Below are 20,547 nucleotides of genomic sequence, written 5' to 3' on the forward strand. Positions count from 1 at the left end.
GAGGCGCAGCGTGAGCGACCTTTCGGCCCGGTTCCGGGCGCTGTGGGACGAGATCGCGCCGGTCGGGCGGGACGCCGACAGCGGCGGCTACCTGCGGTACGCGTTGACCGAGCCGGAGCGGGAGCTGCGCGCCTGGTTCCGCGCGCAGGCCGAACACCGTGCCATGCCGGTCACCGAGGACGGCAACGGCAACCTCTTCGCCCACTGGGGTGACCCGGAGGCGTCGGACGCGGTCCTCACCGGCAGCCACTTCGACTCGGTGCCGCACGGCGGGGCGTACGACGGGCCGCTCGGCATCGTCAGCGCGTTCCTCGCCGTGGACGAGTTGCGCGCCGCCGGCGTCACCCCGGAACGGCCGCTGGTGCTGGGTGCCTTCGTCGAGGAGGAGGGGGCGCGCTTCGGCGTACCGTGTCTGGGGTCGCGGCTGCTCACCGGTGCGCTGTCGGCCGAGCGCGCGGCCGGCCTGCGCGACGCGGCCGGGGTGAGCTTCGCCGAGGCGCTCGGCGACCGGCCGGCGGGCGCCCGGCCGGAGTTGCTCGGCCGGTTCGGCGCCTTCGTGGAGTTGCACGTCGAGCAGGGCCGCGCGTTGGTCGACACGGACGCGCCGGTCGCGGTGGCCAGCGCGATCTGGCCGCACGGCCGGTGGCGCTTCGACGTCGTCGGCGAGGGCAACCACGCGGGTACCACCCGGATGGCCGACCGGCGCGACCCGATGCTGACCTACGCGTTCACGGTGCTGGCCGCCAACAAGGAGGCCCGACTGCGCGGCGCGCACGCCACAGTGGGCCGGGTCGCCGTCGAACCCAACGCCACCAACGCGATCCCGTCGAAGGTGACCGGCTGGTTGGACGCCCGGGCCGCCGACCCGCAGACACTGACCGGGCTGGTCGACGCGGTGCGCGGCAAGCTCGCCGAGCGGGCCCGCCGCGACGGTACGACGGTGACCGTCACCGAGGAGTCGGTCACCCCGGTGGTCTCCTTCGACGGTGGGCTGGCCGACCGACTGGCCAAGCTCCTCGACGCGCCGGTGCTGCCGACCGGCGCGGGGCACGACGCCGGGGTGCTCGCCGCGCACCTGCCCACCGCGATGCTCTTCGTGCGCAACCCGACCGGGGTGTCGCACTCCCCCGCCGAGGCCGCGACGGACGACGACTGCGCGGCCGGGGTACGGGCGTTGGCCCTGGTGCTGGAGGAGCTGACATGCCGGTGACACCGACCCGCTGGCTCGCCGAGTACGCCTGGCTGCCCGAGCACGCCGAACCCACACCCGACGTGCTCATCGAGGTCGAAGCCGGCCGGATCGCGGCGGTGACGCCGCTGATCCCCGGCAGCAGGCCACCGGCCGGGGTCGAGGTGTACGCCGACGCCACCCGGCTGCCCGGCCTGACCCTGCCGGGCCTGGCCAACGCGCACTCGCACGCCTTCCACCGGGCGCTGCGCGGGCGCACCCACGGCGGGCGGGGTGACTTCTGGACCTGGCGGGACCAGATGTACGCCGTCGCGGACCGGCTGGACCCGGACACCTATCTCGCCCTGGCCCGGGCCGTCTACGCCGAGATGGCGCTCGCCGGGATCACCTGCGTGGGCGAGTTCCACTACCTGCACCACCGGCCGGACGGCGGGGCGTACGACGACCCGAACGCGATGGGCGCGGCGCTGGTGGAGGCCGCGGCGCACGCCGGGATCCGGCTCACCCTGCTGGACACCGCCTACCTGAGCGCCAGCGTGGACGGTCAGCCTCTCGCCGGGCCGCAGCGTCGCTTCGGTGACGGTGACGCGGGTCGTTGGGCGGAGCGGGCCGGGGGGTTCCGGCCGACGGATTCGCACGCGCGGGTCGGCGCGGCCGTGCACTCGGTGCGGGCCGTCCCGGCCGACCAGTTGCGCACGGTCGCCGACTGGGCCCGGGAGCGGCAGGCACCGCTGCACGTGCACCTCTCCGAGCAGCCCGCCGAGAACGACGAGTGCCGGGCCGTGCACGGGCGCACGCCCACCGCGTTGCTCGCCGAGCACGGCGTGCTCGGGCCGGACACCACCGCCGTACACGCCACCCACCCCACCAGCGCGGACCTGACCCTGCTCGCCGACAGCCGGACCGGGGTGTGCCTCTGCCCGACCACCGAGCGGGACCTCGCCGACGGCATCGGCCCGGCCCGACGGATGGCCGACGCGGGCATCCGGTTGAGCCTCGGCAGCGACAGCCACGCGGTGATCGACCTGTTCGAGGAGGCCCGGGCGGTGGAGCTGGACGAGCGGCTGCGTACCCGCCGGCGCGGCCACTTCGCGCCGCTCGACCTGCTGACGGCTGCCGGCGTCGCCGGGCACGCCGCGCTGGGCTGGGCCGACGCCGGGAGGATCGCCGTGGGTGCCCGCGCCGACCTGGTGACGGTACGCCTGGACAGCGCCCGCACCGCCGGGGTGCCGCCGGTGGGCGTGTTCTTCGCGGCCGGCGCGGCGGACGTCGAACAGGTCGTGGTGGACGGCCGGGTGGTGGTGGCCGAGGGCCGGCACCTGACCGTCGACGTGCCGACCGAACTGTCGGCGGCCATCGAGGCGGTGACGCCCGCATGAGCGGCAGCCTGCTGATCGACAACATCGGGGAGTTGGTCACCAACAGTCCCGGTAACGGCCCGCTGGGCATCCGCCGCGACGCCGCCGTGCTGGCCGAGGAGGGGCGGGTGGCCTGGGTCGGCCCGTCCGCGTACGCGCCGGCCGCCGACCACCGGATCGACGCCGGTGGGGCGGCCGTGCTGCCCGGCTTCGTGGACAGCCACGCCCACCTGGTCTTCGCCGGGGACCGGGCCGCCGAGTTCGCCGCCCGGATGGCCGGTCAGCCCTACACCGGCGGTGGCATCCGGACCACCGTCGGCGCGACCCGGGCCGCGACCGACGACGAACTGCGGGGCACCGTGCGCCGGCTGCGCGGGGAGGCGCTGCGCCAGGGCACCACCACCATGGAGATCAAGAGTGGGTACGGCCTGACCGTCGCCGACGAGGCCCGCTCGCTGCGGATCGCCGCCGAGAGCAGCACCGAGACCACCTTCCTGGGCGCGCACGTGGTGCCCGCCGAGTACGCCGACCGCCCCGACGACTACGTCGGACTGGTCTGCGGGCCGATGCTGGCCGCCGCCGCCCCGTACGCGAAGTGGATCGACGTGTTCTGCGAGCGGGGCGCCTTCGACGTGGACCACGCCCGCGCCATCCTGGCCTGCGGTCAGGCCGTCGGGCTGGGCGTCCGGGTGCACGCCAACCAGCTCGGCCCCGGCCCCGGCGTTCAGCTCGGGGTGGAGTTGGGCGCGGCGAGCGTCGACCACTGCACCTACCTGAGCGACGCCGACGTGGACGCGCTGGCCGACACCGCCCACAGCGACGGGTCGGGCACCCGCACGGTGGCGACCCTGCTGCCCGGCGCGGAGTTCTCCACCCGCTCGCCGTACCCGGACGCGCGCCGGCTGCTCGACGCCGGTGTCACGGTGGCGCTGGCGACGGACTGCAACCCCGGCTCGTCGTACACCTCGTCGATGCCGTTCTGTGTGGCCCTCGCGGTCCGCGAGATGCGGATGACCCCGGCGGAGGCGGTCTGGGCCGCCACCGCCGGTGGCGCGCTGGCGCTGCGCCGCGACGACATCGGTGTCCTCACCCCCGGCGCGCGGGCCGACCTCGTCGTCCTCGACGCGCCGTCGCACCTGCACCTGGCCTACCGGCCCGGTGTCCCCCTGATCCGCCAGGTAATACGCAACGGAGTTCCGCAATGACGAACGTGACCATCCAGCCCACCGGCATCACCGCCGACGACGTTCTCGCGGTGGCCCGCGGCACCGCCACGGTCGTCCTCGCCCCGGCCACCATCGAGGCGATGGCGACCAGCCGGGCCATCGTGGACGGCATCGAGGTGTCGGGCCGTCCCGTCTACGGCGTCTCGACCGGTTTCGGGGCGTTGGCCAACACCTTCATCGCGCCGGAGCGGCGGGCCGAGCTGCAACACGCGCTGATCCGCTCGCACGCCGCCGGGGTGGGCGCTCCGATGCCGCGCGAGGTGGTCCGGGCCATGATGCTGCTGCGGGTCCGGTCCCTCGCCCTGGGCCGTTCCGGGGTCCGGCCGCTGGTCGCCGAGGCCCTGGTCGACCTGCTCAACCACGACATCACCCCGTGGGTGCCGGAGCACGGTTCGCTGGGCGCCTCCGGCGACCTGGCGCCGCTGGCGCACTGCGCGCTGGTGCTGCTCGGCGAGGGCTGGGTCCTCGGCCCGGCCGGTGAGCGGCAGGACGCGGCCGACGCGTTGACGGCCGCCGGGCTCAAGCCGATCGAGTTGGCCGCCAAGGAAGGGCTGGCGCTGATCAACGGCACCGACGGCATGCTCGGCATGCTGTTGCTGGCCATCCACGACGCGGCGCACCTGTTCGCGATGGCCGACGTGACGGCCGCGCTGGCCATCGAGGCGATGCTCGGCTCGGAGCGTCCGTTCCTGCCCGAGCTGCACACGATCCGGCCACACCCCGGTCAGGCGGCGTCGGCGGCGAACATCCACCGGCTTTTGCAGGACTCCCGGGTGATGGACTCGCACCGCGACGACCTGGCGCACGCCGTCCAGGACGCGTACTCGATGCGTTGCGCGCCGCAGGTGGCCGGCGCGGCCCGCGACACCCTGGACTTCGTCCGCACGGTCGCGGCCCGGGAGTTGGTGTCCGTGGTGGACAACCCGGTGGTGCTCCCGGACGGCCGGGTCGAGTCGACAGGTAACTTCCACGGCGCGCCGCTCGGCTTCGCCGCGGACTTCCTCGCCATCGCCGCCGCGGAGGTGGGCGCCATCGCCGAACGGCGGGTGGACCGGCTGCTCGACGTCACCCGCTCCCGGGAACTGCCGGCGTTCCTCTCCCCCGACGCCGGGGTCAACTCCGGGCTGATGATCGCCCAGTACACGGCGGCCGGGATCGTCGCCGAGAACCGTCGGCTGGCCGCCCCGGCATCGGTGGACTCGTTGCCCACCAGCGGCATGCAGGAGGACCACGTATCGATGGGCTGGGCCGCGGCCAAGAAGCTGCGTACCGTGCTGGACAACCTGACCAGCCTGCTCGCGGTGGAACTGCTGGCCGGCGTACGCGGCCTCCAACTGCGCGCCCCGCTGGAGCCGTCACCGGCCGGCCGGGCCGCGGTCGATACCGTCAGCCGCTTCGCGGGCGACCCCGGCCCAGATGTTTTCCTGTCCCCAATCATCGAAGCCGCTCGAAATGCGGTCCGAAGTGATGAGCTCCGCGTCGCGATCGAACGGGAGATCGGCCCCCTCAGCTAATCATCGATGCGTCGATGCGGCCTTGCGTGTTGCTTGAGGGACAAACCGGATACGCACCCTCGAAAAATCCGACATATCTCGGGGAAGTGGGCCAATCAGCGCCCTTTCCCAACCTTGGAAAAGCGGCCGAAAGCCGGCCTTCACCAGTTCCATTGCCCGCCACCCCACCCTGCTAGTCTCACGCGGTCCGAGGCCGCGTGAGAGTTCAAAAGGGACAAGGCGTGACAATTGCCGACCGCCGCGTGGGAACCACGTTCGAGCGAAACCATAAAGCATTACGGCCTTACTACTTCGCACTCCTAGGTGCAATATTCGTCGCCTTCATTGACTCGGTGTTGCCCGACGAGCCCTACTCCTCACCGCTCCTTTCGTACGGTGTTCGCTGCGCCGTCCTGACGATCGTCATCTCGGCGGTTGCGGCAACCTGGTGGTGCATCGACCACGGGCGTGACTGGGATACCGACCTGGTGCCGGTTCTCGTGGCCGTGGTGACCGCCGGAACTCTGCTGACATTCCTACACGGCACGCCCTTCTCGCTCGAAGGGATCAACGGCGACCAGTCCTTCCGAACGGCCACGCTGACACGGTTCGCCGATACCGCCGGGCTGGCGGACTTTACCTACCGTGACCTGCCGGCCTATTATTCGCCAGCTCTGATGTGGCTCCTGGGGCGAGCAGCCGACCTGTTCGGTCTCGAACCTTGGCGCCTCCTCAAGTACGGCACCCTCGCAATCGCCTACATTGCGCCCATTGTCACCTACCTCTTGTGGCGTCGACTGGTTGCGCCACGAATCGCGGCGCTGATCTCCGCCACCACACTGATCACCGCCGCGGCAGCAGCGAGCGGAACCATCGCGGAGCCCTACGCCTGGATCGTGTTCGTGGCGTTCGTCCCCTGGTGGATCGAAGCCGTACAGGGGATTCGGCGAGCCGAGGTAAAGCCCCTGCCCATCATCGTGTCCGGGTTGGTCGGCGCCGCCCTGTTCGCAACCTACTACTACTTCTTCTTCCTGGGCCCGCTGGTATTCCTCATCGCGCTCGGCATCGAGAGGGCGCGGGGCGAGTTCTCGTGGCAGAAGGCTGGCCGCGGCCTCCTGGTTCTGCTAATTGCAGCGGCAGGGTCGGCGTTCTTCTGGCTGCCCCTGGCCGTGAACTTCCTCAGCGCCGAAAACTACTTCTCCTACAACAACCGCTACTTCCGGCCGAGTTTCGGCGACATCGCGCTGCCAATGGTCGAACCGAACTTTGTCGGGGCACTGGCGATGACCGGGCTGCTTTACATGATCTGGAGTGCATCCCGCAACACCATCTGCCGACATCTGCTGGCCTTCTTCGTCGCGGTCTACGCGTGGCACGTGGTGGGATTCGTCGCCGCGCTCGGCGGATTTCCACTGATGTCGTTCAAGATGAAGGAACTCATCCTCGCCGTCTGCCTGGTGGCGGCGGTGATGGCCCTCAGGCACCTTGCGGAAGTCACGATCGAGTGGACCCGCCGCTTCGAGGCTCGACGACTCATCGCCGCGATGGCCGCGCTACTCGCAGTCATCACAGCCGATCATTTCGTGACCTACGTCGTCAAACACCCCGGGGTCGCGTCCGCACACAATCAACGACTCCCGGATGGGCGGCTTCCCCGCTACGCGGACGAACCGACTAAGCCGGCTTCGACAGCCACGGCGCAGGCCCTGAGTTCCGCGATCATGAGTAACTACCAGGGGACTGATCGTCCGGTGGTGCTCTCCGATCGGATCGACCTCTTCGCCTTCTACCCCTACTACGGCTTTGTCCAGTGGAACGCCTTCTACTCGCACCCGACCGCGAACTTCCGTGGCCGGGTCGAACTGGTGGAGAGTTTCGCGCGGGTTGCCACACCGTCAGACTTCACCGCCCTGCTGGACGGCAACGCATTCGACCGGATCGACGTTCTGGTCCTTCGAGTGCAGGGCGACAAGGCCGTCTTCACCTACAAAGACATGGACTTCCCCAACGGATCCAAGGAACACGACGCAACGTTCCCCACGGCCTTGATCTCGCCGCAGGACTTCAACCTGACGAAGCTCGATGGCTATCTGGTTGCCGTACGGAAGTAGGCCCTGACCACTCCGGCAGTGGGTACGAACACCCTCTCACTGCCAACCGGCCCGCCACGGAGGGACACCTGGCCACTGTGGCGGGCCGGGGCACCTTCGTGCCCCACAGGAGGGCGTCGACGACGCGTCAGGCGGGCGGCAGCACCTTGGCGACCAACTTGGCCAGCTCGCGCAGCGCCTTGCCCCGGTGGCTGATCGCGTCCTTCTCCGTTGGGGTCAGCTCGGCGTTGGTCCGGTCCTGTCCGTCGCCCAGGAAGATCGGGTCGTAGCCGAACCCACCGTCGCCGCGTGGAGCGCGCAGCACCCGCCCGGACTGCCGGCCGTCGACGAGGTGCTCCTTGCCACCGGGCAGCACCAACGCCACGGTGCAGACGAACGACGCGGCCCGCTGCTCGTCGGGCACGTCGGCGATCTGATCCAGCACCAGCTGAAGGTTGGCCCGGTCGTCGCCGTGCTGGCCGGACCAGCGGGCGCTGAACACCCCCGGCATCCCGTTGAGCGCGTCGACCGCGAGCCCGGAGTCGTCGGCGATGGTGGGCAGCCCGCTCTGCCGGCACCCCTCCCGCGCCTTGATCAGCGCGTTCTCGCCGAAGGTCAGGCCGGTCTCCGGCAGCTCGGCGTACTGCTCGACGTCGTCGAGGCCGAGCAGGGCGATCCGGTGCGCGCCGAGCGCGCCGTCCAGGATCCGCTGCAGCTCGACCAGCTTCTTGCGGTTACGGGTGGCGAGCAGGACCTTGTTCATGCTGAATCACCTTTGTTCGCGACTGCCGGGCTCGCAAGCGCACTCATCGCGCTCACCGCGACACCTTTGTTCGCGACTGCGGGGCTCGCAAGCTCACTCCTCGCGCTCACGAGAGCGCCTTCCGCTGGGCTTCGGCCAACTCGGCGCAGCCGGCGACGGCCAGGTCGAGCAGGGCGTCAAGCTGGTCGCGGGCGAACACGCCCGCCTCGCCGGTGCCCTGCACCTCCACGAAGTCACCCGCACCGGTGCACACCACGTTCATGTCCACCTCGGCGGCGACGTCCTCCTCGTAGCAGAGGTCGAGCCGGGCCTCTCCCGCGATGATGCCCACGCTGACCGCAGCCACCGACCGGTGCATCACCTTCTCCGGCTTGCCGGCCAAGGCCTTGCGGGCGGCAAGCCAGCCCACCGCGTCGTGCAACGCGACGTACGCGCCGGTGATCGCCGCCGTGCGGGTGCCGCCGTCGGCCTGGAGCACGTCGCAGTCGAGCACGATCGAGTTCTCGCCGAGCGCCTTGAGGTCGATGCTGGCCCGCAGGCTACGGCCGATCAGCCGGGAGATCTCGTGGGTGCGGCCACCGACCCGGCCCTTGATGCTCTCCCGGTCGGATCGGGTGTTGGTGGCCCGGGGCAGCATCGCGTACTCGGCTGTCACCCAGCCGAGCCCGGAGCCCTTGCGCCAGCGGGGCACCCCCTCGGTGACGCTCGCCGTGCAGAGCACGCGGGTGCCGCCGAACTCGACGAGCACCGAGCCCTCCGGATGGGTGCTCCAGCCACGGGTCAGGGTCACCGGTCGAAGTTGAGAGGGCCCTCGCCCGTCAGGTCGCGCCATGCCTGCACCCTATGCGGTGCGGTGATCCGCCTCGTTCGGGGTGCCCCGACGGACACCACCGACGGCCGGACGTGCCGGATCAGACGTCGTAGCTGGCGCCGGGCCGGACCACCTCGAGCGGCCCGGTGTACGCGGAGGCGGCCGACTCCAGCGTGTGCGCCTCGCTCCCCCAGGCGGACACCAGGTGGGTCAGCAGCAGCCGGCCCACGGCGGCCTTGGTCGCCGCCTCACCGGCCTCCCGACCGGTCAGGTGCAGATCCGGCGGATTGTCCACGCCGTCGAGGTAACTGGCCTCGCAGAGGAACACGTCGGCGTTCTGGGCCAGCCGCAGCAGCGCCTCGCAGGGCGCGGTGTCCGACGAGTAGCACAGCGAACGGCCGTCGTGCTCCAGCCGCACTCCGTACGTCTCCACGGGGTGGTTGACCCGGTCGACGGTGACGGCGAACGGGCCGATCGGGAAGGTGCCCGGCTGAAGCGCGTAGAACTGGTACACGTCCTCCACCGAACCGTCGTCGCCGTACGCGGCGCTGAGCCGGTCCGGCGCACCGGCGGGCGCGTACACCGGCAGCGCCGGGTAGGGGCCGTCCGGGGCGTACCGGCGCACCACCACGTAGAGCACGGCGTCGAACATGTGGTCGCAGTGCAGGTGGGTCAGCAGGATCGCGTCCGGGGCGTGCAATCCCGCGTACCGCTGGAGACTGGACAGTGACCCCGAGCCGAAGTCGACAAGGAGCCGGAAGCCGTCGGCCTCGACGAGATAGGCCGAGCAGGGCGACTCGGGGCCAGGGAAACTGCCGGCGCTTCCCAGAACGGTCAGTCGCATCGAGTGGTCTCGCTGTCACTATCAGTAGCACCCGTGCCGGTGATCGTCCCGGCCATGATCTCTACCGACGCGTACGCCACGCTGCGCAGCCTACGCTGGCGCGCCCGGCAGCAAGAATCATCCAACGGAAGTTGTCACGAACGTGACACCCGCTCGCGGTACGCCGGGCAGCGAAACGGGCCGTCGACGGATGTCGACGGCCCGTAGTCGGCCGACCAGATCGGTCATGCCCAGAGCTGCCCCTCCAGGGCGTCCTCGGCATCGGCGAGCGTGCCGCCGTACGCGCCGGTGGACAGGTACTTCCACCCGCCGTCGCAGACCACGAAGGCCACATCGGCCCGCCGGCCGTCGCGAACCGCCTCGTGCGCCACCGCCAGCGCGGCGTGCAGGATGGCACCGGTGGAGAACCCGGCGAAGATGCCCTCCACCTCCACCAACTGGCGGGTGCGCAACACCGCGTCCCGGGTGCCGACGGAGAAGCGCCGGGACAGCACCGAGGCGTCGTAGAGCTCCGGAACGTAGCCCTCGTCGATGTTGCGCAGGCCGTAGACCAACTCGCCGTAGCGCGGTTCGGCGGCCACGACCTGAATGCCCTCGACCTTTTCCCGCAGGTAACGCCCGGTGCCCATCAGGGTGCCGGTGGTGCCCAGCCCGGCCACGAAGTGCGTGATGCTGGGCAGGTCGTGCAGCAGCTCCGGCCCGGTCGTCTCGTAGTGCGCCCGCGCGTTGGCCTCGTTGCCGTACTGGTAGAGCATCACCCAGTCGGGGTGCTCGGCGGCGATCTGCTTGGCGGTGGCGACCGCCTGGTTGGAGCCACCCGCCGCCGGCGAGAAGATGATCTCGGCCCCGTACATCCGGAGCAACTGGACCCGCTCGGTGGAGACGTTCTCGGGCATCACGCAGACCAGCCGGTAGCCGCGCAGCTTGGCCACCATCGCCAACGAGATGCCGGTGTTGCCACTCGTCGGTTCGAGGATGGTGTCACCCGTGCGGAGCCGGCCAGCCTCCTCCGCCGCCCGGACCATGAACAGCGCCGCGCGGTCCTTGATGCTGCCGGTGGGGTTACGGTCCTCCAGCTTGGCCCAGAGCCGCACCGGAGGGGCCCCCTCGGGCACCGTCGGGGAGAGTCGGGGCAGGCCGACAAGCGGCGTGCCCCCGCAGGCGTCGAGCAGGCTGTCGTACCGCGCCATGGCGGCCGACCTCAGCGAGCCGCGACGGCAGCGCCGTGCGAGCTGATCGCCGCTGCCGCGGCGAAGCCGAACGCGCCGCCGGCCACGGCCGGCAGGATCGTGACGCTGTCGCCGTCGGAGAGCTTCGCGTCCAGCGCGCCGAGGAAGCGGACATCCTCGTCGTTGACGTAGACGTTGACGAAGCGGTGCAACGTGCCCGCGTCGGTGATCAGCCGGCCGCGCAGACCGCCGTGCCGCGAATCCAGGTCGGTGAGCAGATCGGCGAGCGTGTCGCCGGTGCCGTCGACGACCTTGGCGCCGCCGGTGTAGCTGCGCAGGATGGTGGGGATGCGAACCTCAATAGCCATGATGTCGAGCTCCTCGATCGGGTGTGCCTACGGTGACGGGACGAGACGGCTGCGGCGCTGACAGGTCAGCGGCCGGAACACTCGTAATCGACCGTCGCCGGGCTCTGCCCGAACATGTAGGACTGAACGGCGTGCGGGTCGACGCCGGCCTCCACGACCCGGACCGGCTCCTCGGTGACCACGCCGTCGACGATCCGGAACGACCGGATCTCCTCCGAGTCGGGCTCACGGGTCGAGACGAGCAGGTAGTGCGCCCCCGGCTCACCGGCGAAGGCGACATCCGTCCGCGACGGGTACGCCTCGGTGGCGGTGTGCGAGTGGTAGATGACGACGGGCTCCTCGTCCCGGTCGTCCATCTCCCGCCACACGCGCAGGTGCTCCATCGAGTCGAACTCGTAGAAGGTCATCGACCGCGCCGCGTTGTCCATCGGGATGTGCCGGGTCGGGGTGTCGCTGCCGACGGGACCGGCGACCACGCCGCACGCCTCGTCGGGGTGATCCCGCCGCGCGTGGGCGACGATCGCGTCGATGATCGACCGGTCGATGCTCAGCACGTGCACCAGCCTAACGCCTGACGAGCACGGGCCGAAGTGGTGCCGGTCACCCCTAGTCGATCAAGGCGTTGAGCAGCGACTCCTGTAGATACCCGAGATAGGCGTAGACCGAAAGCTGGAACACCCGGCTGGAACCCGGGTCCTCAGCGACCGCGTCGTCCAACTCCTCGCCCAGATCCGTGCCGTCCTTGATCTCCAGGCGGACGCCCATCGCGAGCCGGGCGTCGTTCAGCGCCCGCAACCACGCCTCGGCGGCCTCGGCGTCCAACCGCACCTCGCCACCGGCGTCGTCCGGCAACGCGGCCAGGATCGCCCCCGCCTGATCTATCTTCGCGGTCTTCAGGTCGCCCTCGGTGTAGCGGCGGAACTCGGCCGTGCCCGGGGCGTCCTGCGGGTAGACCGCCGGGAAGAGCCGACCGACGACCGGGTCGGTGTGGTCGAAGCCGTCGGTGAGCAGACCCACCACCTCGGAGGCGACCTTACGCAGCACCCGCACCTCGTCGACGGCGAAGACGGCGACGTAATGACCGGCCTGGCGACGGAACATGCTCATGACCTGTCCACCGTCGCCCACAGCCCGTACGCGTGCAGCTGTGACGCGTCGTGCTCCATCCGCTCCCGGGCGCCGGTGGAGACCACGGCACGACCCTTGTGGTGCACGTCCAGCATCAGCTGTTCGGCCCTCTCCCGGCTGTAGCCGAAAAGCTTCTGGAAAACCCAGGTCACGTACGTCATCAGATTGACCGGGTCGTCCCACACGATCGTCACCCATTGCCGGTCGGACGCCGGCACCTCGTCAGTGTCCGGCGTCTCGACCGGTACAACCTGTGGAGCCGCCATGCCCCCCATCGTGCCACCGGTTTCCCGGAACCGAGGAACCGGAACGCCGGCCCGGCGCGGATCACCCACCCCGGGCACTCCCGACCCGCCCTGAACGCCACCGGACGCGGGGTCCGGACCGGACTCGGACCGGTCGGCGGGCGCGCCGTCAGGCGAGCAGGATGCCGTGATCAATTGCATCGGAGAGCACCACGCCCAGCGAGAGGCGGATCACCTCGAACCGTCGGGAGATCTCCCTGGACAACCCCAGCTCGACCTCGCGCACCGCCCGCTGGGACCAGGCCCGCGCCGCGCTGTGGTCGTCGTTGCCGGGGGTACGCCACTGTTGCCAGCACCCACCGGAGAGCGCCACCGCGACCGGCGGGAGCACCTCGTCACGGGACGCCACCGGATAGCTGGCGGCAGCGTCGATCGCCTCGGAGCCGGTCAACTCGGCCACGCCGGCCGTGCTGGTGATCAACAGCACCTTGTCCAATTCGTGGCCGGGCCGGTGATCGGTCAGGCCGTACTGCACCGCGTTGGCGATCCGGCGTCGCACGCCTTCGGTTGGCGGCGCGCCAGCACCCGGGACGCGACGTCGGTCACGATGCCGCGCACCGCCTGATCGCACTGCGCGGTGGCCAACAGCGACAACGCCGCCATCTCCCGGTCGAGGAGATCCGGTAGGCCGGTGCAGCCGACTCCGAACACGATCTCCTGAACGGCCCGCAGGTGGATGTTCGCCAACTCCAGGGCGAGGTGCTGGCGGATCCGCTGAGCACACGTGCGGGTGTGGCGGTCGAGCCGTTCGGACCAGTCACCCGGATTGGCGGCCACGGCGACGCGGCCCTGCTGACCCGGCAGGACCGGTGGGTCGACGCTGGCCCGCTGCAACCCCTCACGCGACGCCCAACCCACCAGCGCCCGTCGCAGATCGGCTGCGGTGGCGGCGTCGTCGACCGGGAACCACCGCGCGCCGGCCAGCGCCGGCACCGCGGCCAGCAGCGCGGCCCGATGTGCCTCCACCGTCACCGCTACCGCATCCACCTCGGTCTGCGCACCCCCGACCGGCGGGACGGACGCCCCCGCGCCCTCCGTAGTCGCCGCGCCGTCGGCCAGCGGAGCCCAACCCGCCGCGCCGGGGGTGACCGCGAAGACGACCTCCACCGAAGTCGGGGCGACTTCGGCGAGCAGGTTCAACTCAGCGGCGGTGAAAGCCTGGTCGGCGGCGATCACGAACAGCAGCGCGCCGGCCCGGCCCGCCGCTTCGAGCAGCACCCGGGTGCCGGAGACGCCGAGGGTGGCGGTGTCCGGAACGTCGATCAGGGCGAAGTGCCGCAGCAGGGGCTCGGGCACTGTCAGCTCGACCCGCCGGGGCGGGCGGGCCAACGCCGGACCAGCCGCGTCCCGGTCCGCGCCGTACGAGTGCGGCTGGCGGTAACCGGGCACGAACGCGGCCCGGGTGGGCACCTTGGCGTCGCGTACCACCAGCCAACTGCCGGCGGGCACGGTGAGCATGACCGGGTCGAGCCCGAGCAGGGTGGCGAGCACGGCACGCCGCTCGGCACCGGCCGGGCCGACGGCGACCACACCGAGCGGCTCGTCCGGGGCGGAGCCGGTCACGCCGACCCGGGTCGGGAGCGGGCCACAGGTGGGTAGGTCGGTTGGGCCGGTCATGTCGTCCGGCGAGTCGACCGAGGGGAGAGGGCCCTGCTTCATCAGGTGCCTCCCGTTGCAGGTGATCGGAGGTCCGGTCGCGAAACTTCCGGTACGCCAACCCGGATGTCGGAAGACTACGGGCGGGCTGACGACCGGGCAGAACACCTCGAATACTCACCGGTAATTGTGCGATTACTCAACTTCACACCGTGACGGTGCGAGCGCGGACGAAATCCGATCGATATGCTGCCCGGATGAGTCGATGGGAGTTCGTCGGCCGCACGGATGAGCTCAACCGCCTGCTGGAGGCGGTGACCGGTGAGGCCGGCCGCGGGCTCTTCTTCAGCGGCAGCGCTGGCATCGGCAAGAGTCGACTGCTGCGCGAGGGCGTGGGCGCGTTGCCCACCGACCGGTTCGCGATCTGGTCCATCGCCGCGAGCGCCACCACCGCGGCGCTGCCGTTCGGCGGGCTGGTCCAGGTCCTCCCCGCCGAGCAGCCCCAGGGCCTCTCCCCCGCCGGTGTCCTGCGCTGGGCGCTCCACGTGCTGCAACAGCAGGCTGCCGGCCGACGGATCGTGCTCGCCATCGACGATGCCCACCTGCTCGACCCACCCTCCGCCGCACTGGTGCACCTGGTCGCCCGCGCCGAGAACGCCACAGTGGTCGGCACCCTGCGCGACGGCGAGCAGATCCCGCTGCCGATCCGCGCACTCTGGACCGACGACCTGGTCGAACACGTCGAGCTGACACCGATGCCGCAGGCGGAGACCGCTGGCCTGCTGGCGGCGATCCTGGGCGGCCCGGTCGACCCGGGCTCCGCCGACCGGCTCGGCCGACTGTCGTCCGGCAACCCGCTGCTGCTGCGCGAGCTGGTGCACGCCGCCAACGGCAGCGCGGAGTTGAAGCAGACGTACGGGATCTGGAAATGGACCGGGCGGTTGGAGCTGGCGCCCAACCTGACCGACCTCATCGACACCCGGGTCGGGAAGCTCACCGACGGCGTCCGCGCGGTCGTCGAGCTTGTCGCCTTCGGCGAACCGCTCGGCCTGCACCTGCTCAAACAGGCCGCCGATCAGGCCGACGTGGAGACCGCCGAGGAACGCGGGCTGATCACCGTGGACCAGCACGACCGACGCACCAACGTCCGGCTGGCCCACCCGCTCTACGGCGAGGTGATGCGCCGTCGCTGTCCGGTCAGCCGCACCCGCCGGCTTCAGGCACACCTCGCCGAGCTACTCGAACAGGTCGGCAAGCGCCGCCGCGACGACCTGCTGCGGGTGGCCGTCTGGCGACTCGACTCGGGCACCGCACAAGACCCGGCCCTGCTGCTGGAGGCCGCCGTACAGGCGTTCACCCGCTACGACGTACCGCTGGCGACCCGCCTGGCGCGGGCCGCGCTGAATGCCGACGGCGGCTCCGACGCCGCCGAGCTGTTGGCCACCATCCTGATGTTCGCCGACCGGCCCGGCGAGGCGATCGAAGTCCTCGACGCGGTGACCCCGGCGCCCGGCGACGAACGACGATTCTGTCGCTGGCTGACCGTCCGCGGCATGGTCAGCTACTGGGGGTTGAGCCAGGAATCCACGGTGGAGGAGATCGCCGGCCAGGTCGAGCAGCTCAGCGACTCCGCCGACCGGGCCCGGGTGCACGCCTTCGAGGCGATCATGCGCCTGCACCGACTGGACACGGCCGCCGCGGTACGACTCAGCCAACGCGTCCTGGACCGGCCGGCGGCCGGCGTCGCCGCCCGCGAACTGGCCCGTTCCACCATCGCGTACGTCCAGGCCGCGCAGGGCGAGCTGACCCTCAGCGGTACGGCGATCGCCCAGGTGCACTCGGCCGCAGCCAACTGGCGCACCGACATGCCGTACCTCCAACTGGCCCTGGAGTTGGCCCGGGGCACCCGGCTCATGCTCACCGGCGACCTGGCCGGAATCGACGCGATCGTCGCCGACGAGTTCGCCGACCTCGCCGGGGAGGGTGACTTCCGCCTCGGCACCGGCTATCTGGCCATCCTCCAGGCGTTCTCGTTCCGGCTGCGCGGGCAGAGCGGCGCGGCCATGCGGACCTCCCTGAGTGCCTGCGCGGTGCTGGCCACGAGTCGGGTCTACGCCGGTCTGGCCCAGGCCGAACGCGCCCAGTCGGCGGCGCTGCGCGGTGACGCCGTGCAGGCAGCCGAGGCGATGGCCGAAGCCGACCGCACCCACGCGCCGGGAATGGCGGTGCTCTACCCGTGGCTGGAGCAGGCTCGGGGCGCGTCGCTCGCCGCCGGGGGCGACCTGATGGGCGCGATCAAGCACCTGGGCGACCTGGTGGATCGGCTGCGCTCGGACGGCTTCTCCGGGCACGAGGTGCACGTTCTGCACGACCTCGTCCGACTGGATCAGGCGGGCATGGCGGTCGGGCCCACCTGCTCCGACGGCGGTCGGCGCACCGTCGCGCAGCGCCTCGCCGAGCTCTCCGAGCGGGTCGACGGGGTGCTCCCGCCGCTGCTGGCCCGGCACGCCCGCGCCGCGGTGACCGATTCCTCCACTGATCTGCTCGCGGTCGCCGACGACTACGCCGCACTGGAGTTGATCGTGTACGCGGCCGAGGCCACCTCCCAGGCCGTTCAGCGGTTGCGCCAGCAGCACTCGGCCGCGGCCAACGACGCCCGGGAGCGCCTCGCCGGGTTGCTCGGGCGCTGCGACCTGATCCGGACTCCGGCGCTCCAGGCCGGCGCGCCGGTGCTCACCGAACGGGAGTGGCAGGTGGCCCGTCTCGCCGCGCACGGTGCGGCCAGCCGGGCCATCGCTGAACGGCTCTACCTTTCCGCGCGCACAGTGGAGAACCACCTACAGCGCATCTATGCCAAGCTCGGCGTCACCAGCCGGGCCGAGCTGTGGGCGGCGTTACGCTCGATACCGGGCCATGACGGCGGCGACACGAGCTGAACCTTAGGCTGGGGCGGTGAGCATCCACCGCCCCGCGCTGCTGACCGACCACTACGAGCTGACGATGGTCAGCGCGGCCCTGAAGGACGGCACCGCCGACCGCCGGTGTGTCTTCGAGGTGTTCAGCCGCCGGTTGCCGAGTGGCCGCCGGTACGGCGTGGTCGCCGGGACGGCCCGGCTGATCGAGCTGATCCGCGACTTCCGGTTCGAGCCCAGCGAGGTGGAGTTCCTGCTGCGGACCGGGGTGGTCGACGAGACGGCGGCGGCGTGGCTCACCGACTACCGCTTCACCGGGGACATCGACGGATACGCCGAGGGTGAGCTGTTCTTCCCCGGTTCACCGATCCTCACCGTCTCCGGCGGTTTCGCCGAGTGCGTGGTGCTGGAGACGCTGGTGCTGTCCGTGCTCAACCACGACAGCGCGGTGGCCGCGGCGGCAGCTCGGATGGTGACCGCGGCGCGGGGCCGGGCTCTGATCGAGATGGGGTCGCGTCGGGCACACGAGGAGGCGGCGGTGGCCGCGGCGCGGGCCGCGTACCTGGCCGGTTTCCGGTTCACGTCCAACCTCGCCGCCGGTGCGCTCTACGGCATCCCGACGGCGGGCACGGCGGCGCACGCCTTCACCCTGCTGCACGACGACGAGCGGGCGGCGTTCGCCTCGCAGGTCGCCACGCTGGGTAAGGACACCACGCTGCTGGTCGACACGTACGACATCAGCCAGGGCATCCGTAACGCGATCGCGGTGGCCGGGCCGGAGCTGCGGGCGGTGCGGATCGACTCCGGCGACCTCGCGGTGATCGCTCAGCAGTCCCGGGAGTTGCTCGACTCGCTGGGCGCCACCGAGACCAAGATCATCGTTTCGGGTGACCTGGACGAGTACGCGATCGCCGCGCTGGCCGCCGAACCGGTGGACATGTACGGCGCCGGCACGGCAGTGGTCACCGGTTCCGGGGCACCGACCGCCGGGTTGGTCTACAAGCTGGTCGAGGTCGAGGGACGGCCGGTGGTGAAGCGCTCCGAGCACAAGGCGACCATCGGCGGTCGGAAGGTCGCGGTCCGCCGGCACAAGCCGACCGGCACCGCCACCGAGGAGATCATCGTCCCGCAGGGCGTGCCGGACCGGCAGCCCAACGACCGCCTGCTCCAGCGGTCGTTCGTGGTCGCCGGTGAGCCGGTGCCGCTGCCCACGCTCGACGAGTCACGCGAGCACCTGCGTGAGTGTCTGATCTCCATCCCGTGGGAGGGGCTGAAGCTTTCGACCGGCGACCCGGCCGTGCCGGTCACCGTCGTACCCGCTGGCTGAGCCTTCCGCCGATCCGATCTCGAAGGGAAACCCGATGGCCAACGCGCTGATCATCGTGGACGTGCAGAACGACTTCTGCGAGGGCGGCTCGCTGGCCGTCGGCGGCGGGGCAGGGGTGGCCGCCGGCATCTCCCGCTTACTCGCCGCCGAGCCGGACCGGTGGGCGCACGTGGTCGCCACCAAGGACTACCACGTCGACCCGGGCGCCCACTTCGGCGATCCGCCGGACTTCGTGGAGTCCTGGCCCCGGCACTGCGTGGTCGGCACCAGCGGTTCGGAGTTCCACCCCGAACTGGACACCGCCCGGGTCGAGGCGATCTTCCACAAGGGCGAGCACGCGGCGGCGTACTCCGGTTTCGAGGGGCATGCCGACGACGGCGAATGCCTGGCCGACTGGCTGCGCCGCCACGACGTGGACCGGGTCGACCTGGTCGGGATCGCCACGGACCACTGCGTCCGGGCGACCGCGCTGGACGCCGCCCGGGAGGGTTTCGTCACTACTGTGCTGCTCGAATTGACCGCAGCCGTCGCCCCGGCGACCACCGACGTGGCCCTCCGCTCGATGGACGGCGCCGGGGTGATCATGCAGGGCCAGCCTGTGATCAGGGCCGCATGAGACCGTAAATGGTTGGCCAAGGGACCGCCGCCGGTCGAGGATGTCGCCGGAGGTACGGACCCACGTGAACATGAAGCCTTACCGGCAGGCGCTCGCTCTGCCCGGCCTGCGGTCGCTGCTGCTGATCGCCGTCCTCGCTCGAATCCCGCTCACCGCGACCGGGGTGACGCTGACCTTCCACGTGGTGTTCGATCTTGATCGGGGCTACGGGGCGGCCGGCCTGGTCGGTGCGGCCGTCACCGTGGGTGCGGCGATCGGCGGGCCGCTGCTCGGCCGACTGGTGGACCGACGAGGACTGCGCCCGGTCCTGGTGCTCACCGGGATCGCCGAGGCGATCTTCTGGTCCACCGCGCCGTCGCTGGCGTACCCGCTGCTCCTGCCGGCCGCCTTCGTGGCCGGCTCCCTGGCCATACCGATCTTCTCCGTGGTCCGTCAGTCGATCGCCGCGCTGGTCCCCGAGGACCAGCGCCGACCGGCCTACGCACTGGACTCGATGTCGGTGGAGCTGTCCTTCATGATCGGCCCGGCGTTGGCGGTGGCCCTGGTCACCGCGATCTCCGCGCAGACCACCATGTATCTGGTCGGTGGCGGCATCGTCGCCGCAGGGATCGCCCTGTGGCTGGTCAACCCACCGATCCGGGAGGCCACCGAGCCGACCGGCCCACAGCGCCAGGTGCCGCGTCGGGAGTGGCTGACACCCCGACTGCTTGCCGTACTGGCGCTCAGCGCCGCCGCGACCCTCGTGCTCGGTGGCACCGACGTGGCGGTGGTCGCCGTCCTGCGAGCCAGCGGCGAGGTCAGCTGGACGGGCGCGGTCCTGGCCATCTGGGCGGTCGCCTCGCTGGCCGGCGGTTTCGCCTACGGGGCCGTGCACCGCTCGTTCTCCCCGTTGGCGCTGACCGCCGCGCTGGCCCTGTTCACCATTCCGGTGGGTCTGGGCGGTGCGCACTGGTGGCTGCTGTGCCTGGCGCTGATCCCCGCCGGCGCGCTCTGCGCGCCGACAATCGCGGCCGGTTCGGACGCGGTCAGCCGCCTGGTCCCGGCAGAGGTACGCGGTGAGGCGATGGGTCTGCACGGCTCGGCTGTCACCGTCGGCATCGCGATCGGCGCGCCGCTCGCCGGCGCGGTGATCGACGCCAGCGCACCACTCTGGGGCTTCGTGGTGACCGGTGCGCTCGGCGCGCTGGTCACACTGGTGGTGCTCCCGATCGAGCTGCGCCGCCGCCGCAACGCCGACGCGGTCACCCCGCCACCCGTCGAAGCCGACCTCACTCCCGCCGCCCACTAACGGCCGGGCCCAGATTCGGCGGCCTGGCCTGGACAGGGCCACCCGGGCCGGGTGGGCCCCAGGC

19 protein-coding genes are annotated in these 20,547 nt (G+C 71.3%); 9 read left to right on the forward strand and 10 right to left on the reverse strand.

The window, feature by feature from the left end:
• Nucleotides 1–10 precede the first annotated feature (10 nt).
• From DLJ59_RS33165 to DLJ59_RS33185, 5 genes are all read left to right on the forward strand, one after another.
• Nucleotides 11–1,210: an allantoate amidohydrolase gene (locus tag DLJ59_RS33165; protein WP_124778064.1), complete on the forward strand. Its 1,200-nt coding sequence runs from the start codon at nt 11–13 to the stop codon at nt 1,208–1,210.
• Nucleotides 1,201–2,568: a formimidoylglutamate deiminase gene (locus tag DLJ59_RS33170; RefSeq protein WP_124778065.1), complete on the forward strand. Its 1,368-nt coding sequence runs from the start codon at nt 1,201–1,203 to the stop codon at nt 2,566–2,568. Before DLJ59_RS33165 ends, DLJ59_RS33170 begins: the two co-directional genes overlap by 10 nt.
• Nucleotides 2,565–3,752, forward strand: a complete 1,188-nt coding sequence (hutI, locus tag DLJ59_RS33175; protein ID WP_124778066.1) for an imidazolonepropionase — start codon at nt 2,565–2,567, stop codon at nt 3,750–3,752. The genes DLJ59_RS33170 and hutI overlap by 4 nt, the downstream gene beginning before the upstream one ends.
• On the forward strand, nt 3,749–5,287 hold the full coding sequence (gene hutH, locus DLJ59_RS33180) for a histidine ammonia-lyase (protein WP_124778067.1): 1,539 nt from the start codon (nt 3,749–3,751) through the stop codon (nt 5,285–5,287). The genes hutI and hutH overlap by 4 nt, the downstream gene beginning before the upstream one ends.
• Before the next feature lie 221 nt (nt 5,288–5,508).
• A complete protein-coding gene (locus tag DLJ59_RS33185; RefSeq protein WP_158630943.1) occupies nt 5,509–7,377 on the forward strand; it encodes an arabinofuranosyltransferase in 1,869 nt (622 codons plus the stop codon).
• Nucleotides 7,378–7,504: 127 nt separating this feature from the next.
• On the opposite strand, the gene rdgB is transcribed toward DLJ59_RS33185, so the two are convergent.
• The 10 genes from rdgB to DLJ59_RS33230 form a co-directional block, all read right to left on the reverse strand.
• Nucleotides 7,505–8,119: an RdgB/HAM1 family non-canonical purine NTP pyrophosphatase gene (rdgB, locus tag DLJ59_RS33190; protein WP_124778069.1), complete on the reverse strand. Its 615-nt coding sequence runs from the start codon at nt 8,117–8,119 to the stop codon at nt 7,505–7,507.
• A gap of 106 nt (nt 8,120–8,225) precedes the next feature.
• Nucleotides 8,226–8,951: a ribonuclease PH gene (gene rph, locus DLJ59_RS33195; RefSeq protein ID WP_124778070.1), complete on the reverse strand. Its 726-nt coding sequence runs from the start codon at nt 8,949–8,951 to the stop codon at nt 8,226–8,228.
• A 79-nt stretch (nt 8,952–9,030) separates the two neighbouring features.
• Nucleotides 9,031–9,774: an MBL fold metallo-hydrolase gene (locus tag DLJ59_RS33200; protein WP_124778071.1), complete on the reverse strand. Its 744-nt coding sequence runs from the start codon at nt 9,772–9,774 to the stop codon at nt 9,031–9,033.
• A gap of 224 nt (nt 9,775–9,998) precedes the next feature.
• A complete protein-coding gene (locus DLJ59_RS33205) occupies nt 9,999–10,964 on the reverse strand; it encodes a PLP-dependent cysteine synthase family protein (protein ID WP_124778072.1) in 966 nt (321 codons plus the stop codon).
• A gap of 11 nt (nt 10,965–10,975) precedes the next feature.
• Nucleotides 10,976–11,311 (reverse strand): MoaD/ThiS family protein, encoded by a 336-nt coding sequence (locus DLJ59_RS33210; protein ID WP_124778073.1) that lies wholly within the window; start codon nt 11,309–11,311, stop codon nt 10,976–10,978.
• A gap of 65 nt (nt 11,312–11,376) precedes the next feature.
• Nucleotides 11,377–11,865, reverse strand: a complete 489-nt coding sequence (locus DLJ59_RS33215; protein WP_030331272.1) for a M67 family metallopeptidase — start codon at nt 11,863–11,865, stop codon at nt 11,377–11,379.
• 52 nt (nt 11,866–11,917) lie between these two features.
• Nucleotides 11,918–12,418, reverse strand: coding sequence for a DUF2017 domain-containing protein (locus tag DLJ59_RS33220; RefSeq protein ID WP_030331274.1), 501 nt, complete (start codon nt 12,416–12,418; stop codon nt 11,918–11,920).
• On the reverse strand, nt 12,415–12,705 hold the full coding sequence (gene clpS, locus DLJ59_RS33225; protein WP_030331276.1) for an ATP-dependent Clp protease adapter ClpS: 291 nt from the start codon (nt 12,703–12,705) through the stop codon (nt 12,415–12,417). The genes DLJ59_RS33220 and clpS overlap by 4 nt, the downstream gene beginning before the upstream one ends.
• A gap of 148 nt (nt 12,706–12,853) precedes the next feature.
• Entirely contained in the window at nt 12,854–13,243 is a 390-nt protein-coding gene (locus DLJ59_RS37770) for a hypothetical protein (protein WP_244236362.1), read from the reverse strand.
• Nucleotides 13,204–14,403, reverse strand: a complete 1,200-nt coding sequence (locus tag DLJ59_RS33230; RefSeq protein ID WP_244236363.1) for a P-loop NTPase family protein — start codon at nt 14,401–14,403, stop codon at nt 13,204–13,206. Before DLJ59_RS33230 ends, DLJ59_RS37770 begins: the two co-directional genes overlap by 40 nt.
• 194 nt (nt 14,404–14,597) lie before the next feature.
• Between DLJ59_RS33230 and DLJ59_RS33235 the strand changes: the two genes are divergently transcribed.
• The 4 genes from DLJ59_RS33235 to DLJ59_RS33250 are packed head-to-tail and all read left to right on the forward strand — an operon-like array spanning nt 14,598 to nt 20,483.
• Nucleotides 14,598–17,276: a LuxR C-terminal-related transcriptional regulator gene (locus DLJ59_RS33235; RefSeq protein WP_124778074.1), complete on the forward strand. Its 2,679-nt coding sequence runs from the start codon at nt 14,598–14,600 to the stop codon at nt 17,274–17,276.
• A 16-nt stretch (nt 17,277–17,292) separates the two neighbouring features.
• Nucleotides 17,293–18,579: a nicotinate phosphoribosyltransferase gene (locus DLJ59_RS33240; RefSeq protein WP_124778075.1), complete on the forward strand. Its 1,287-nt coding sequence runs from the start codon at nt 17,293–17,295 to the stop codon at nt 18,577–18,579.
• Between the two features lie 34 nt (nt 18,580–18,613).
• Entirely contained in the window at nt 18,614–19,195 is a 582-nt protein-coding gene (locus DLJ59_RS33245; RefSeq protein WP_124778076.1) for an isochorismatase family protein, read from the forward strand.
• A 40-nt stretch (nt 19,196–19,235) separates the two neighbouring features.
• On the forward strand, nt 19,236–20,483 hold the full coding sequence (locus DLJ59_RS33250) for an MFS transporter (RefSeq protein WP_124778077.1): 1,248 nt from the start codon (nt 19,236–19,238) through the stop codon (nt 20,481–20,483).
• Nucleotides 20,484–20,547 lie beyond the last annotated feature (64 nt).

This window comes from Micromonospora inaquosa, from assembly GCF_003857055.1.
Lineage (GTDB): Bacteria > Actinomycetota > Actinomycetes > Mycobacteriales > Micromonosporaceae > Micromonospora > Micromonospora inaquosa.

Coding starts and splice junctions, on each gene's coding strand:
- DLJ59_RS33250 (WP_124778077.1), top strand. CDS start 19,236: ATGTCGCCGGAGGTACGGACCCACGTGAACATGAAGCCTTACCGGCAG.
- DLJ59_RS33245 (WP_124778076.1), top strand. CDS start 18,614: ATGGCCAACGCGCTGATCATCGTGGACGTGCAGAACGACTTCTGCGAG.
- DLJ59_RS33170 (WP_124778065.1), top strand. CDS start 1,201: ATGCCGGTGACACCGACCCGCTGGCTCGCCGAGTACGCCTGGCTGCCC.
- DLJ59_RS33220 (WP_030331274.1), bottom strand. CDS start 12,418: ATGAGCATGTTCCGTCGCCAGGCCGGTCATTACGTCGCCGTCTTCGCC.
- clpS (WP_030331276.1), bottom strand. CDS start 12,705: ATGGCGGCTCCACAGGTTGTACCGGTCGAGACGCCGGACACTGACGAG.
- hutH (WP_124778067.1), top strand. CDS start 3,749: ATGACGAACGTGACCATCCAGCCCACCGGCATCACCGCCGACGACGTT.
- DLJ59_RS33210 (WP_124778073.1), bottom strand. CDS start 11,311: ATGGCTATTGAGGTTCGCATCCCCACCATCCTGCGCAGCTACACCGGC.
- DLJ59_RS33205 (WP_124778072.1), bottom strand. CDS start 10,964: ATGGCGCGGTACGACAGCCTGCTCGACGCCTGCGGGGGCACGCCGCTT.
- DLJ59_RS33235 (WP_124778074.1), top strand. CDS start 14,598: ATGAGTCGATGGGAGTTCGTCGGCCGCACGGATGAGCTCAACCGCCTG.
- hutI (WP_124778066.1), top strand. CDS start 2,565: ATGAGCGGCAGCCTGCTGATCGACAACATCGGGGAGTTGGTCACCAAC.
- rph (WP_124778070.1), bottom strand. CDS start 8,951: ATGGCGCGACCTGACGGGCGAGGGCCCTCTCAACTTCGACCGGTGACC.
- rdgB (WP_124778069.1), bottom strand. CDS start 8,119: ATGAACAAGGTCCTGCTCGCCACCCGTAACCGCAAGAAGCTGGTCGAG.
- DLJ59_RS33200 (WP_124778071.1), bottom strand. CDS start 9,774: ATGCGACTGACCGTTCTGGGAAGCGCCGGCAGTTTCCCTGGCCCCGAG.
- DLJ59_RS33230 (WP_244236363.1), bottom strand. CDS start 14,403: ATGAAGCAGGGCCCTCTCCCCTCGGTCGACTCGCCGGACGACATGACC.